Raw genomic sequence first — 12,945 nt, 5'->3', positions numbered from 1 at the left:
GGTGATATGGGGTGTCGGCGTCAGCCTGCGCGCCCGGCGCGCACGCCGGCGGCGAGCTCGCGCACGAGGCCCGTCACCGCCTCGACCGAGCCGGGTCCCGCGCGGTCCTCGGCGTCGAGCGTGCCGGCGAGCGCCGCGACAATCGCCGAGCCCACCACCACGCCGTCGGCAGTGCGGGCGAGCGCGGCGGCATGCGCGCCGGTCTTGACGCCGAAGCCGACCACCACCGGCAGGTCGGTGTGGCGTCGGATCCGCTCGACCGCGCCGGCGACCACGCCGAAATCCGGGGTCGCCGTGCCGGTGATGCCGGTGATCGAGACGTAGTAGACGAAGCCGGCGGTATTCGCGAGCACCGCCGGCAGCCGCGCCTCGTCGGTGGTCGGCGTGGCCAGGCGAACGAAGGCGAGGCCCGCTTCGATCGTCGGCAGGCAGAGTTCGTCGTCCTCCTCCGGCGGCAGGTCGACCACGATCAGCCCGTCGATGCCGGCTGCCTTGGCGTCGTCGAGGAAGCGGGCGACGCCGTAGGTGTAGATCGGGTTGTAGTAGCCCATCAGGATCACCGGGGTGCCGGTATTCTCCTCCCGGAAGCGGCGCACCAGATCGAGGGTGCCGGCGAGCGTCTGCCCGCCCTTCAGCGCCCGCAGGCCCGCCGCCTGGATCGCCGGCCCGTCCGCCATCGGGTCGGTGAAGGGCAGGCCGAACTCGATGACGTCGGCGCCCGCCGCCGGCAGGGCGCGCAGCACCCGGAGCGAGGTCTCGGCATCGGGGTCGCCGGCCATCACGTAGGTGACGAGGGCGGCGCGGTTCTCCCCGCGGCAGCGGGCGAAGGTGTCGGCGAGGCGGGTGGACATCGGAAGGGCGACCTCGGGGGCGGCGGCGCGACCGGTGAGGCGCGCGCGCCGCGGACGGGCGGAACGGATCGCCGCGCCTACACCATCGGGGGCCGCAGATAAAGTTTCACGCCTTCGGGGCGGCCTCCGCCGCGGCGCGCAGGCGCGACAGGCTCACCGAGCCGTCCTCGAACCCGACCCGTTCCCGCCCGCTCGCCAGCATCAGCGCCAGGGCGTCCTTCAGCGAGGCGTCGGACGAGAGGCGCGGCGCGTCGCCGGCGGGGTCCGGCTCGGCATGGTCGCGGGCCGGCAGCAGGGAGAGGCGGCGCAGCAGCCGGTCGCCGCCGACGAACTCCGCCGCGAAGGCGTCGGCGGGGGCAGCCAGCAGGGCGGCAGGCGCGGCGGCCTGGACCAGGCGCCCGTCGCGCATCAGCGCGACCGTATCGCCCATCCGCACCGCCTCGTCGATGTCGTGGGTGACCATCAGGACGGTCTTGTCGAGCCGCCCCAGGATTCCCCGGACCTCGTCCTGGAGGCGGGTGCGGGCGACCGGATCGACGGCGCCGAACGGCTCGTCCATCAGCAGCACCGGCGGGTCGGCGGCGAGCGCCCGGGCGACGCCGACGCGCTGGCGCTGGCCGCCCGAGAGCGCGTCCGGCCGCCGGTCGCGGTACTCGCCCGGATCGAGGCCGACGAGGTCGAGCATCGCGTCGACCCGCTCGGCGATCCGCCCGGCCTTCCAGCCGAGGAGGCCCGGTACGGTCGCGACGTTCTGCGCCACCGTGCGGTGGGGAAACAGCCCGACGCCCTGGAGCACGTAGCCGATGCGCCGGCGCAGGCCGATCGGATCGAGCCCGGCGACGTCCCGGCCCTCGACCAGGACCCGGCCCCGGCTCGGCACCACCAGGCGGTTGACCATCTGCAGGGCGGTCGACTTGCCGCAGCCCGAGGGGCCGATCAGCACGCAGGTCGTGCCGGCCTCCACCGTGAGGTCGAGGGCGTCGAGCGCCGGCCGGGCCTGCCCGGAATAGGTCTTTCCCGCGCCCTCGAAGCGGATCATCGGCTTGAGCCTCCGCGAGTCCCGGCCAGGGCTCAGCAGCCGTGGCAGATCGACCCGAGGGTACGCTTCATCCGGGCATCCCAGGCCTTGTCGCGGGCCGCGGTGGCGGCCTGGGCCTTGCGGAGGGAATCCGCCGGATCGGCCTTCGCGGCGGTCGGCTTGGCCGCGCCGGCACCCGCGCCGTCCACCCGCCGGGGCTGGCGCCGGCCGGTCGCGGGGGCGGCCGCATCGGGAGCGGCGATGCCGGCGGATCCGGGCATGGCGGGAGCCTCGGTCTGCGCCGCGGCGGTGCCGGCGGCGAGGGCGAGGAGGGCGGTGGCGAGGAGGAGGCGCATGGCGGGGTCTCGGGGCCACCCGCTCGGGGTGCGGGTGGCCGGAAATGGGCGGTCGCTCACCTTATGCATGTTTCGGCCGGCAGCGACACCGGCGCCGATCGGCGCATCCGGCGGCGAAAGGCGCGATCGCCCTTGCGCAGGATCTTCCCCGCTGCGGGCGGGGGGGGCGAGGGCGACATTCGTCGCGAGATCGGCGCGGGATCCCCCTCGCCGGCGGACCGTCGGGGGAGGGGCCTGATGCGCCCCGCCCTCTCCTGCGTCGTGACGCTCAGAACCGGTAGGTGAAGGTGCCCTTCACCGCGTGGTCCTCCGCCCGCGCGCCGACCTGGCCGGTATACGACACGCCGAGCGTTGCCCCTGCCGACACACGCAGGTCGAGACCCGCCGAGGCCACCAGCGCGTCTCGGGTGATCGGGATGCCCGCCGTCACGAAGCTCGGGCCCGTCCCGAAGGCCAGCAGCGCCGTCGGGATCACGTCCCCGAACGCCCGCCGATAACCCAGGAGCCCGTGCAGCGATACCGGCGCCCCGAAACCCGGATCCACCTCGGTCCGCCCCCGCACGCCCGCCGTCAGCGTCGGGATCTCCGACAGGCGCGAGGCGCCCGTCAGCGCCGCCACGCCCCCGGTCTCGGCGAACCGGTCGCGGTCGATGCCCACATAGGCACCGCCCACGAACGGCTCGACGTACGAGACGGATACCGGCGACGCCGTCCCCAGCGACCCGGACCCGAGCGCGATCCGGTAGCCGATCTCGCCGAAGCCCTGCACCACCGAGCCGCCGTAGCGCGAGGCTTCCGTCTCCGAGAGGCCGGGGAAGACGACGGCGCGGCGCAGCCGCAGGCTGTTATCGGCGTAGACCGCACCGAGCCGCAGGGCGAGCGGGCCGGCCTCGTAGCCGCCGTAGACGCCGCCAAAGCCGCTCTCGATCGTGCCGCTCGCCGTGCGGCCGGGCGTGTCCAGGCTGGTGCTGGTGTAGCCGCCGGCGACGCCGAGCTTGATCCCGTTCTCCAGCCGTACGTCGGCGCCGAGCACGAAGCTGGCGGTGTCGCGGTCGAGCGTGACCGCGTTGCCGTCGCTGCGGGCCTGGCCGAAGCTGCCGAAGCCCTGGCCCCACAGCCCGAACACACGCGGGTCGAGCACCCGCACCGGCACGGGAGCGATGGGCGCGGCGCGGCCGGGCAGGTCGGCGGTGTAGGTGGCGGGCAGGTTGCCGTAGTCGCGGGTGCCGTCGCCGGCCCAGCGCAGGCGGTCGAGGATGGCCTCGCGCACGAAGAAGGCGGTCTCGTAGGAGGCCGAGACCGAGCTGGCGTGGATGTCGCCGGTCAGCGCCTGGAAGGCGGTGACGGCCTCGGGCGTGGTGAGACCCACCGTGCGGTCGTAGATGCCCGTGCCGGCCCCGGCGCCCTGGATTCCGCCCGCGACGGCGGCCTGGTTGCGGGTCTGGGCGATGGCGGCGAAGGGGGTGTCGTTGCGGGTGAGGGTGAGGTCGACTTCCGTGGGCTGGTAGCGGAGCGTCGGGGTGAGGAAGGCGAGGTTGGAGGAGACGCTGCCGAAGGTGCCGGCCACGCCGTTGTTGGCCGAGAGGATCGTGTACCGGGTGCGCGGATCGTAGTTGCCGCTCGAGGCCAGCACCTGGACGGTACCGCCCTGGATCGTCGCGGATCCGGTGGCGGAGAGGCGGTCGGACTGGCCGGCGGCGTTGGTCTCGACCTGGAAGGTGGAGCCCTGGGCGAAGCTGGCGTTGCCGGCGACCGTGAGGGTGCCGATGGAGTTGCCGGGGGCGATCGTGGCGCCGGATTGCGCCGTCACGCCGCCGACCGTGCCGGTGCCGCCGAGGAGGCCGCCCGCGCCGACCGTGACCTGGCCGGTGATGGTACCGTTGGCGTAGAGCGCGCCGGTGTGGCCGACCGTGACGTCCGTGGTCAGCCGGTCGCTCGCCGCCATCTGCAGGGTTCCGATGACGTTGCCGAAATAGCCGGCCGCCGAGTACAGGTCGACGCGGCTCCAGTAGCTCAGCGGCGTGCCGTAGAGCGCCGTGATGGCGTTCGACTCGGTGTTGACGACGATCTGGTTGATCGTGTCGGTGGCGAGATTGCCGTAGAGGCCGCCGGTCGGGGCGATCCGCTGGGCCGCGGTCGAGCTGCCGCCGTAGAGCGGGGCGAGCAGGATCGAGGCGTCGGGCCCGCCGGTGGGCGCCGCCTCGCGCGGTCCTTGAGCGAAGGTGAGCGTCGGCAGGCCGAAGGTCTGGCGCTGCTGGAACAGGGCCTGGTTCGCCGCCGACGGGACGTAGGGGTTGTTGGCGGTGTTGGCCGCGCTCGCCGCACAGGCCGCCACCGACGCGCCGCACTGTGCCGAGAGATAGCTTTGCATCTGGCTGTAGGCCTGGTTGTACAGGCTCGGCAGGTCGATCGCGGTGCCGGTGGTGGTCGCGTTGTTGATGTAGAGCGGGTTGGTGAACGCTTGAGCCAGGTCGTAGTACGACAGGGCGCGGCCGCCGATGATGTCGAGCGGGTAATGCACGCCGAGCACGATGCGGCTCTCGCCGTACTCGGAGGCCCGCAGCAGCATGCTTTGGTAGGCCTGCGGCGCCGTCATCGCCAGCAGCGTGCCGTCGGTGAAGGCGTAGGTGGTGTGGCCGCTCGGGAAGGACGGGTTGGTGGCAATGCCGTTCAGCGCCGTCGGGTCGAAGATGGTGTAGCGGCTCTGCGCGACCTGGATCGGGCGCGAAGAGCCGTAGACGTCCTGGCCCGGTTGCGTGTTGGTGACGCCGTAGGCGAGGTCGTAGACGCTATCGCGGGTGTTGGGCAGGCCGTTGAAGGTCGGCACGGAAAAGCCCGCCGGCGCCATCGCCGGGACCGGCACGTATCCCGCGGGCGTCGTGCTCGGGTTGGTGGCCGCACCGTTGGCGAAGTAGTTCTTGGCCACACCGAGGTCGTTGCCGGTGAAGGTGTAGGCCCGCGCCAGCAGGTTCACCACGTTGCCGAGCGGGCCGCTGGTGCCGGACGCGCTGCCGGCGACGTAGATCGAGCCGAGCACAGGGCCGAGGCCACCGACCGGCTGCTGCGGCGTGATGCCGTTGATGACCGTCTGTGCTGGCAGGCCGCCCGCCAGGTTGGCGCCGGCGCCGTAGGTGCCCAGCCCCACCGACGACAGGTTGTTGGTGGCCGAGCCGAGGAGGTTCTTGTCGCTGATCGCGAGCTGCTGCTGCCGCAGGGTCGCCGTGTTGTTGTAGGCGACGGCCTGGTCGAGGTTCGCTTGCAGGGCGGCGCGACCGGTCGCGGTGGCGTTCAGGCTCAGGAACGGGCTGAGCAGGTTGAGCACGTTGGCGCTAGTCGGCGCGATGTTGGCGGTCTGGGCGCGTGCGCCCTCCGCCGAGAGCGCTGCGGCGGCGAGCGCGATGAGCGAGACGCTGTGTCTGAAGAGCATGGCGAGATCCCCCGGGCGGCTCACTTTCCGGTACTCCCGCCCATGACGGACGCTTAAGAAATGGCTACGCTGTCTGCATGTTCATAATCTCGTCACAATTTTTCTTCCGTCGACTTGTTGTCACCACAACACAATTTGTTTCTATCTTGCGTAGGCCGCGTTTATGGATTGTTTAGGTGCGGATTTATTTAGCCAGCTGCGCATTGGGCTGGACGGCCTGTTGTCTCCTCCGCTGACCCGTCGCGCATTTTTCCGCGGCCCGCCCTCCTTGAAACCGCCCGGGCGACCCCGCATGTAAATGTCGTTCACATTCACATCCTGCGGGAGATCGTGACGTGTCGTTTTCCTCTGCCCCCTGGTCGAGCGGCCGCGCCTGCCGCAACGGCCCGTTCCCGCGCCGCTCTCTCGAGATCGGCGCGATCGTCATCGGTTTCATCTATGCGTGGCCGTTGGCCGCGGCCTACGTGGTGTGGAAGCTCATGGGATACCCGGCCTTGAACGAGATGAAGTCCTTCGCCGAGCGGTCCTTCCGCAACGGGTTCTCGGGCTTCTCGGGCTTCGGCGCCGCCCGCCACGACAGCGGCAACTGGGCCTTCGAGGAGTATCGCCGCAAGGAGATCGAGCGCCTCGAAGAGGAGCGCCGTCGCCTCGAGGAGGAGAGCCGCGCCTTCACCGAGTTCGTGGACGAGCTGAAGCGCGCCCGCGACCGCGAGCAGTTCGACGCCTTCATGGCCCGTCGCCGCGCCGGCTCGAACTACTGACACGACTGACTGACGGGAGCGCCGCTGCCCGGACAATGGGCGGGCGGCGCCTCAGGCTTGAGCTTGACGCGTGAAATCGCGGGGGGCTACCCTCCACAAGGTCAAGCACACGACAGGCTCTCCGCGGCCCCCGCGGGGAGCCTTCTCCGTTGAAGGACGGCGCGGCCGCATGACCAGTTCCAACCGCTCGACGCATATCCGGCTCACCTCGCACCCGGAGCCCGGCGCCGCCCGCTGGCCGATCCGTTGGGGAGCCGCCGACCCGCGCGAGCGCGGCCCGATCATCGGCACCGTGACCAACCCGGCCGACCGCAACGTGATCGGGGCCAATGGCGGCGCCTACTCGCTCTACCGGGCGCTCGCGATCGCCGGCCGGGCGATGAACCCGCTGGCGCGGCCGGACCTGACCAACACGCATCCTGTGGTGGAGATCGGCCCGCACCCGCAATGGGCGGACCCGGAAAAGATCGTCTCGCTCGATCCCTGGGGCCATATGCCGGGCGAGGTGTTTCGCGAGGCGATCGCGTCGGGCACCGACATCCGGCCGACCATCGCGGTGACCAAGGCGCGGCTCAGCCTGCCGGAGATCCTGGCGGCGATGGGCGCCCACCGGCTCGCCGCCGACGGCACGGTGCTGCATGCCACCGGCGACATCTCGGTCACCAAGATCGCCGTCGATCCGGTCTGGTACCTGCCCGGCGTCGCGGCCCGCTTCGGCACCAGCGAGACCGCGCTTCGCCGCACGCTGTTCGAGCAGACCGGCGGCATGTTCCCCGAGCTGGTGACGCGCCCCGATCTTCAGGTCTTCCTGCCGCCGATCGGCGGCTGCACCGTCTACGTGATGGGCGAGGTCGCCGGCCTCACCGACCCGCGCCGGCGCATCGCCTGCCGCGTCCACGACGAGTGCAACGGCTCGGACGTGTTCGGCTCCGACATCTGCACCTGCCGGCCCTACCTCACCCACGGCATCGAGGAATGCGTGCGCGAGGCGCAGGCCGGCGGCACCGGCGTCATCGTCTACAACCGCAAGGAGGGCCGGGCGCTCGGCGAGGTGACGAAGTTCCTGGTCTACAACGCGCGCAAGCGCCAGGAGGGGGGCGATTCCGCTGCCACCTACTTCGAGCGCACCGAGTGCGTCGCCGGCGTGCAGGATGCCCGCTTCCAGCAGCTGATGCCCGACGTGCTGCACTGGCTCGGCATCCGCCGCATCGACCGGCTGATGTCGATGTCGAACATGAAGTACGACGCGATCACCGGGTCGGGCATCGAGGTCGGCGAGCGGGTACCGATCCCGCCGGAGCTGATCCCGCCCGACGCCTCGGTCGAGATGGAAGCCAAGAAAGCGGCCGGCTACTACGCGCCGGACGGCGTCACCGAATCCCTCGACGCCGTGAAGGGCCGCGACCTCGAGCGGTTCTGACCCCCGCCGACTGCCGGTGCCTGCGACTATCCTGGAGATTCCCGTGCCTGAGTTTTCGACCGCCCGCAGCCTGCTCTCGGCCCGGGCGGTGCGCGCCCGCGCCGAGACCCTGCTCAAGGCCGGGCTCGACGGGCGGCTCGACCACTTCGTGGTCGATCTCGACCGTCTCGGGGCTTGCGCCGACGCGGTGGTCGAGACCATCCGCGAGGCCTATCCCGACCTCGCGATCCCCTATCACGCCCGCTGGCGCCACTTCTCGGTCGGCGGGTTCGAGCGCTGGGGTTCGCTGGTCCATGCCGCGCCCTTCGAGGATCCGGCCGAGCAGGCCCGCGCCGCCTTCGACCTCGTGGTGGTGAGCGTGCTGCTCGACGCCGGCGCCGGCCCGACCTGGCGCTACGAGGAGGGCCGCACCGGCGAGACCTACGCCCGCTCGGAGGGGCTGGCGGTGGCGAGCTTCGACATGTTCGTCTCAGGGCTCTTCTCCTCCGAGCCCGAGGACCCGTTCCGCGCGGATGCCCGGGCGCTCGCGAGCCTGACCGAGGCGGAGTTGGCGGATGGCTTCCAGGCCTCGCCGACCAACCCCCTCGTCGGTCTCTCCGGCCGCACCGCGCTCCTCAACCGCCTCGGCCAGGTCGCGGCCGCCGACCCCGAGGGCTTCGGGCCCCAGGCCCGGCCCGGCTTCCTGTTCGACCGCATCAAGGCGAAGGCGCGCGACGGCGAGGTCCCGGCGGAGGCGGTGCTGGAGGTGCTGCTGACCCATCTTGGGCCGATCTGGCCCGGCCGCATCGTCCTCGACGGCGTCGATCTCGGCGACACCTGGCGTCATCCCTTGGCCGGCGGCACCGGGCCGACGGAGGGGCTGGTGCCGTTCCACAAGCTGTCGCAGTGGCTCGCCTACTCGCTGCTCGAGCCGCTGGAGGAGGCGGGTCTCACCGTCACCGGCCTCGACGCCCTCACCGGCCTGCCCGAGTACCGCAACGGCGGCCTCTTCCTCGATACCGGGGTGCTGGCCCTGCGCCGCCCGGAGGAGGCGGCGCAGGCCCACCCGGTCGAGTCGCGCCTCGTCGTCGAGTGGCGGGCGCTGACCGTGGCGCTTCTCGACCGGCTGGCGCCGCTGGTGCGCGAGCGCCTGAACATCGAGGACCCGGCCGAGCTGCCGCTCGCCAAGGTGCTGGAAGGCGGCACCTGGGCCACCGGCCGGCGCCTGGCGAAGGCCGCGCGGCCGGAGGGCGCGCCGCCGCTCGCCATCGCGAGCGACGGCACCGTATTCTGACGATATCTGAGAGCGTGATCGTGAACGGGGAGACGGCGATGCAGGGTGCGGGTGCGCGCGGGGAGACGGGTGTGGCGCCGGTCACGGTGGTCGACCACCCGCTGGTGCAGCACAAGCTGACCCTGCTGCGGGACAAGGCGCGCTCGACCAAGGGCTTTCGCCAGCTCCTGAACGAGATCGGGACGCTTCTGGCCTACGAGGTCACCCGCGACCTGCCGCTCGAGCCGGTCGAGATCGAGACCCCGCTCGTCACGATGCAGGGGGCGCAGATCGCCGGCAAGAAGCTCGTGCTCGCGCCGATCCTGCGCGCCGGCGTCGGCTTCCTCGACGGCATGCTGTCGCTGCTGCCCTCGGCCCGCGTCGCCCATATCGGGCTGTACCGCGATCCCGATTCGCTGGAGGCGGTGGAATACTACTTCAAGGCCCCGTCCGACCTCGCCGACCGCACCGTGCTGGTCCTCGACCCGATGCTGGCGACGGCGAACTCGGCGGTCGCCGCGGTCGACCGGCTGAAGGAGCGCGGCGCCCGCGACCTGCGCTTCGTGTGCCTGCTGACCTCCCCGGAGGGCTTGGCGAAGTTCCAGGGCTCCCACCCGGACGTGCCGGTCTGGACCGCCTCGATCGACAGCCATCTGAACGAGCACGGCTACATCCTGCCAGGGCTCGGCGATGCCGGCGACCGGATGTACGGGACGCGGTAAGACCTTGGGCGGGGGTCTTGCCGGTGGCACCCCCGCGCGGCAGGTAAGGGCGCACATCCCGTCAACGCGGAGCCGCCCCATGCCGTCGATCCCCGCCACCATGCGCCAGGTCCGCTTCAACGGGGCCGGCGGGCCGGAGGTGATCGGGATCGAGACCGCGCCGGTGCCGCGCCCCGGCCCCGGCCAGGTGCTGGTCGAGGTGGTGGCGGCGGGCGTGAACCGGCCCGACTGCCAGCAGCGCGCCGGCAAGTACCCGCCGCCGCCCGGTGCCACCGAGATCCCGGGCCTCGAGATCGCCGGCCGCATCGCCGCCTTGGGCGAGGGCGTGACCGGTCTCGCCGAGGGCCAGGAGGTCTGCGCGCTGACGATCAGCGGCGGCTACGCCGAGTACGCCGTGGCGGAGGCTGCGCTCTGCCTTCCCAAGCCTGCTCCGCTCTCCCTCGTCGAGGCGGCGGGCCTGCCGGAGAACTACTGGACGGTCTGGACCAACGTGTTCGAGCGCGGGCGCCTGCAACAGGGCGAGCGCTTCCTGGTCCATGGCGGGTCGAGCGGCATCGGCTCGACGGCGATCCAGCTCGCCAAGCAGTTCGGCGCCACGGTCTACGCCACCGCCGGCTCGGCCGAGAAATGCGCCTTCTGCGAGTCCCTCGGGGCCGACCACGCCATCAACTACCGCGAGGCCGACTTCGCCGCGGAGGTCAAGCGCCTGACCGACGGCCAGGGGGTCGACGTGATCCTCGACATGGTCGGCGCCGCCTACCTGGAGCGCAACCTGAAATCGCTGGCGCTGGAAGGCCGGCTCGTCATCATCGCCTTCCTGCAAGGCTTCCTCGCCGAGAACGTGAACCTGACCCCGGTGATGATCCGCCGCCTCACCGTCACCGGCTCCACCTTGCGCCCGCGCACCGTGGCCCAGAAGGCCGCCATCGCCGAGGGCCTGCGCAAGGAGGTCTGGCCGCTGCTCGAATCCGGCATGGTCAAGCCGGTGATCCACGCCACCTTCCCGCTCGATCAGGCACGGGAGGCCCACGCGCTGATGGAATCGAGCGCGCATCTCGGCAAGATCATGCTGCTCACCGGCAAGTAGAGCGCGGAGACGGAGCACGCCCCCTGGCAGGAACCTCGGCCGATCGCTGACGTTGGCCCGTCACGAGACGTCATTCGCCCGGCGCGACCCGCCGCCGGGCCTGGAACCGAGGTTCGCCATGGACACCAACCGCCCGATCGAGACCCCGACCGCCGCCCGCCAGGGCGCTCGCGGCCGCCCCGTCCTCTACGTGCTGCTCGGCAGCCTCGCCCTGCTCGCGGTCGCCATGGTGGCCCTGCTCGGCTGGAACGGGGCGAACGCCCCGAAGGACTACGCCAGCCAGAGCCAGGACGCCTCGCGCCAGCAGATCACCGGTTCGCCGAACGGCAGCGGCGGTGCGTCGTCGGCGAACAGCGCCGGCGTGCCGGCCGGCAACCCGGCCTACCCGGTCCCGGCCGAGCCGAAGTCCACGGGCTCGACCACTACCAAGTAAGCACCTTCGCCACCGATGCGCGAAGGGCCGTCTCCCGGCAGGGAGGCGGCCCTTCGGCCGTTCGGGCGCGGCCCGTCCGGCACGGGAATGTGATTCCCTCTCCTTCGACGCGTTCCCCTACGCTGGCGCGGGCCGTGCAAGGGAGCCGTGTCGTGGCGATGCGACGCTTGATGAAGTTCCTGCACACGATGGGGGCGATCGGCCTGATGGGCGCGATGGCCTCGCTGGTCGTGCTGCTCGGCCTCAGCCCCCCGCCCTCGGCGCTTGCCGGCTACGCCCTGATGCGCGGCGCGATGGCGGCGGTCTCGACCTGGATCTTCCTGCCCTCGCTCGCCCTGATGCTGGTGGCCGGATTGCTGGCGGTCGCGCTCAACCGGGCCTTCCAGCAGGCCGGCTGGGCCTGGGTGAAGCTCGCGACCGGGATCCTGATGTTCGAGTACGGCTTCGTCGGCGTGCAGGGGCCGATGCAGCGGGAGGCCGAGCGCAGCGCCGAGGCGCTCGCCGGCCGCCTCGACCCGGCGACCCTCGCCTCGTCCCTCGGCGCCGAGCACGGCACCCTGTGGGTGCTGCTCGCGATCTCGACCGCGAACGTGGTCCTGGGGATCTGGCGGCCGCGGATCCTGATCCGGATCCGCTGACCCGCCCGCGCGTCAGCGGGTCGGCACCGGCTCCGCGCCGCGATAGTCGTAGAAGCCGCGCTTGGTCTTGCGGCCGAGCCAGCCGGCCTCGACGTACTTCACCAGGAGCGGGCAGGGGCGGTACTTCGAATCGGCCAGGCCCTCGTAGAGCACCTGCATGATCGACAGGCAGGTATCGAGGCCGATGAAGTCGGCGAGCTGGAGCGGGCCCATCGGGTGATTGGCGCCGAGCCGCATCGCGGTATCGATCGAATCGACCGAGCCGACGCCCTCGTAGAGGGTGTAGATCGCCTCGTTGATCATCGGCAGCAGGATGCGGTTGACGATGAAGGCCGGGAAATCCTCCGACACCGTCACGATCTTGCCGAGGCGCTTCACGAAGGCCTTGGCGGACTCGTAGGTCGGGTCCTCGGTGGCGATGCCGCGGATCAGCTCGACGAGCTGCATCACCGGCACCGGGTTCATGAAGTGGATGCCGATGAAGCGCTCCGGCCGGTCGGTCGAGGCGGCGAGGCGCGTGATCGAGATCGACGAGGTGTTGGTCGCCACCATCGTCTCGGGCCGGAGCGACGGGCACAGCGCGCTGAAGATGCTGCGCTTGATCGTCTCGTCCTCGGTCGCGGCCTCGATCACCAGGTCGCAGGGACCGAAATCGTCGAACGAATTGACCGCGATGATGTGCTCGATCGCGTCCCGGCGCTGGTCCTCGGTGATCGCGCCCTTCGAGACCTGGCGCTGGAGGTTGCCGTTGACGGTGGCCAGCCCGTTCTTCAAGCGATCGGGATCGCGGTCGTTCATCCGCACGTCGAGCCCGGCCAGGGAGCAGACATGGGCGATGCCGCTGCCCATCTGACCGGCCCCGATGATCCCGACCGTCTTGATCTCGATGCCCATCACACCCCTGCCTTCCCGCCACGCCGTCCCGTGCGTTCATACCACCGCGCCTTCGCAGATGCGAAGGGATCCCGCTTGGTCCGGAC

12 protein-coding genes are annotated in these 12,945 nt (G+C 71.5%); 7 read left to right on the top strand and 5 right to left on the bottom strand.

Annotated features, from left to right (window positions below; genetic code table 11):
- Nucleotides 1-20 precede the first annotated feature (20 nt).
- From trpA to ACS5PV_RS20835, 4 genes are all read right to left on the bottom strand, one after another.
- Nucleotides 21-851: a tryptophan synthase subunit alpha gene (gene trpA, locus ACS5PV_RS20850; RefSeq protein ID WP_455397251.1), complete on the bottom strand. Its 831-nt coding sequence runs from the start codon at nt 849-851 to the stop codon at nt 21-23.
- A gap of 106 nt (nt 852-957) precedes the next feature.
- Nucleotides 958-1,890: an ABC transporter ATP-binding protein gene (locus tag ACS5PV_RS20845; RefSeq protein ID WP_455397250.1), complete on the bottom strand. Its 933-nt coding sequence runs from the start codon at nt 1,888-1,890 to the stop codon at nt 958-960.
- 32 nt (nt 1,891-1,922) lie between these two features.
- Nucleotides 1,923-2,225, bottom strand: coding sequence for a hypothetical protein (locus tag ACS5PV_RS20840; RefSeq protein WP_455397249.1), 303 nt, complete (start codon nt 2,223-2,225; stop codon nt 1,923-1,925).
- Between the two features lie 268 nt (nt 2,226-2,493).
- A complete protein-coding gene (locus tag ACS5PV_RS20835) occupies nt 2,494-5,652 on the bottom strand; it encodes an autotransporter domain-containing protein (protein ID WP_455397248.1) in 3,159 nt (1,052 codons plus the stop codon).
- A 335-nt stretch (nt 5,653-5,987) separates the two neighbouring features.
- Between ACS5PV_RS20835 and ACS5PV_RS20830 the strand changes: the two genes are divergently transcribed.
- The 7 genes from ACS5PV_RS20830 (at nt 5,988) to ACS5PV_RS20800 (ending at nt 11,965) form a co-directional block, all read left to right on the top strand.
- Entirely contained in the window at nt 5,988-6,413 is a 426-nt protein-coding gene (locus ACS5PV_RS20830; protein ID WP_093568791.1) for a DUF2852 domain-containing protein, read from the top strand.
- Between the two features lie 169 nt (nt 6,414-6,582).
- Complete coding sequence (locus tag ACS5PV_RS20825; protein WP_455397247.1) at nt 6,583-7,833, top strand: GTP cyclohydrolase II; 1,251 nt, start codon at nt 6,583-6,585, stop codon at nt 7,831-7,833.
- A 43-nt stretch (nt 7,834-7,876) separates the two neighbouring features.
- On the top strand, nt 7,877-9,106 hold the full coding sequence (locus ACS5PV_RS20820) for a URC4/urg3 family protein (protein ID WP_455397246.1): 1,230 nt from the start codon (nt 7,877-7,879) through the stop codon (nt 9,104-9,106).
- A 38-nt stretch (nt 9,107-9,144) separates the two neighbouring features.
- Nucleotides 9,145-9,807, top strand: coding sequence for a uracil phosphoribosyltransferase (gene upp / locus ACS5PV_RS20815; RefSeq protein ID WP_455397283.1), 663 nt, complete (start codon nt 9,145-9,147; stop codon nt 9,805-9,807).
- Nucleotides 9,808-9,886: 79 nt separating this feature from the next.
- Complete coding sequence (locus ACS5PV_RS20810; protein WP_455397245.1) at nt 9,887-10,894, top strand: NAD(P)H-quinone oxidoreductase; 1,008 nt, start codon at nt 9,887-9,889, stop codon at nt 10,892-10,894.
- 118 nt (nt 10,895-11,012) lie between these two features.
- Nucleotides 11,013-11,327, top strand: coding sequence for a hypothetical protein (locus ACS5PV_RS20805; RefSeq protein ID WP_455397244.1), 315 nt, complete (start codon nt 11,013-11,015; stop codon nt 11,325-11,327).
- A 158-nt stretch (nt 11,328-11,485) separates the two neighbouring features.
- A complete protein-coding gene (locus tag ACS5PV_RS20800) occupies nt 11,486-11,965 on the top strand; it encodes a hypothetical protein (RefSeq protein ID WP_455397282.1) in 480 nt (159 codons plus the stop codon).
- A 12-nt stretch (nt 11,966-11,977) separates the two neighbouring features.
- On the opposite strand, the gene ACS5PV_RS20795 is transcribed toward ACS5PV_RS20800, so the two are convergent.
- On the bottom strand, nt 11,978-12,859 hold the full coding sequence (locus ACS5PV_RS20795) for a 3-hydroxybutyryl-CoA dehydrogenase (protein WP_455397243.1): 882 nt from the start codon (nt 12,857-12,859) through the stop codon (nt 11,978-11,980).
- Between the last annotated feature and the right edge of the window lie 86 nt (nt 12,860-12,945).

This window comes from Methylobacterium sp. Gmos1, from assembly GCF_053764715.1.
The sequence above is the reverse complement of the archived record's forward strand: the minus strand, read 5'-3'. Positions and strand labels throughout refer to the sequence as shown.

Coding starts and splice junctions, on each gene's coding strand:
- trpA (WP_455397251.1), bottom strand. CDS start 851: ATGTCCACCCGCCTCGCCGACACCTTCGCCCGCTGCCGCGGGGAGAAC.
- ACS5PV_RS20800 (WP_455397282.1), top strand. CDS start 11,486: ATGCGACGCTTGATGAAGTTCCTGCACACGATGGGGGCGATCGGCCTG.
- ACS5PV_RS20835 (WP_455397248.1), bottom strand. CDS start 5,652: ATGCTCTTCAGACACAGCGTCTCGCTCATCGCGCTCGCCGCCGCAGCG.
- ACS5PV_RS20795 (WP_455397243.1), bottom strand. CDS start 12,859: ATGGGCATCGAGATCAAGACGGTCGGGATCATCGGGGCCGGTCAGATG.
- ACS5PV_RS20845 (WP_455397250.1), bottom strand. CDS start 1,890: ATGATCCGCTTCGAGGGCGCGGGAAAGACCTATTCCGGGCAGGCCCGG.
- ACS5PV_RS20840 (WP_455397249.1), bottom strand. CDS start 2,225: ATGCGCCTCCTCCTCGCCACCGCCCTCCTCGCCCTCGCCGCCGGCACC.
- ACS5PV_RS20805 (WP_455397244.1), top strand. CDS start 11,013: ATGGACACCAACCGCCCGATCGAGACCCCGACCGCCGCCCGCCAGGGC.
- upp (WP_455397283.1), top strand. CDS start 9,145: ATGCAGGGTGCGGGTGCGCGCGGGGAGACGGGTGTGGCGCCGGTCACG.
- ACS5PV_RS20810 (WP_455397245.1), top strand. CDS start 9,887: ATGCCGTCGATCCCCGCCACCATGCGCCAGGTCCGCTTCAACGGGGCC.
- ACS5PV_RS20825 (WP_455397247.1), top strand. CDS start 6,583: ATGACCAGTTCCAACCGCTCGACGCATATCCGGCTCACCTCGCACCCG.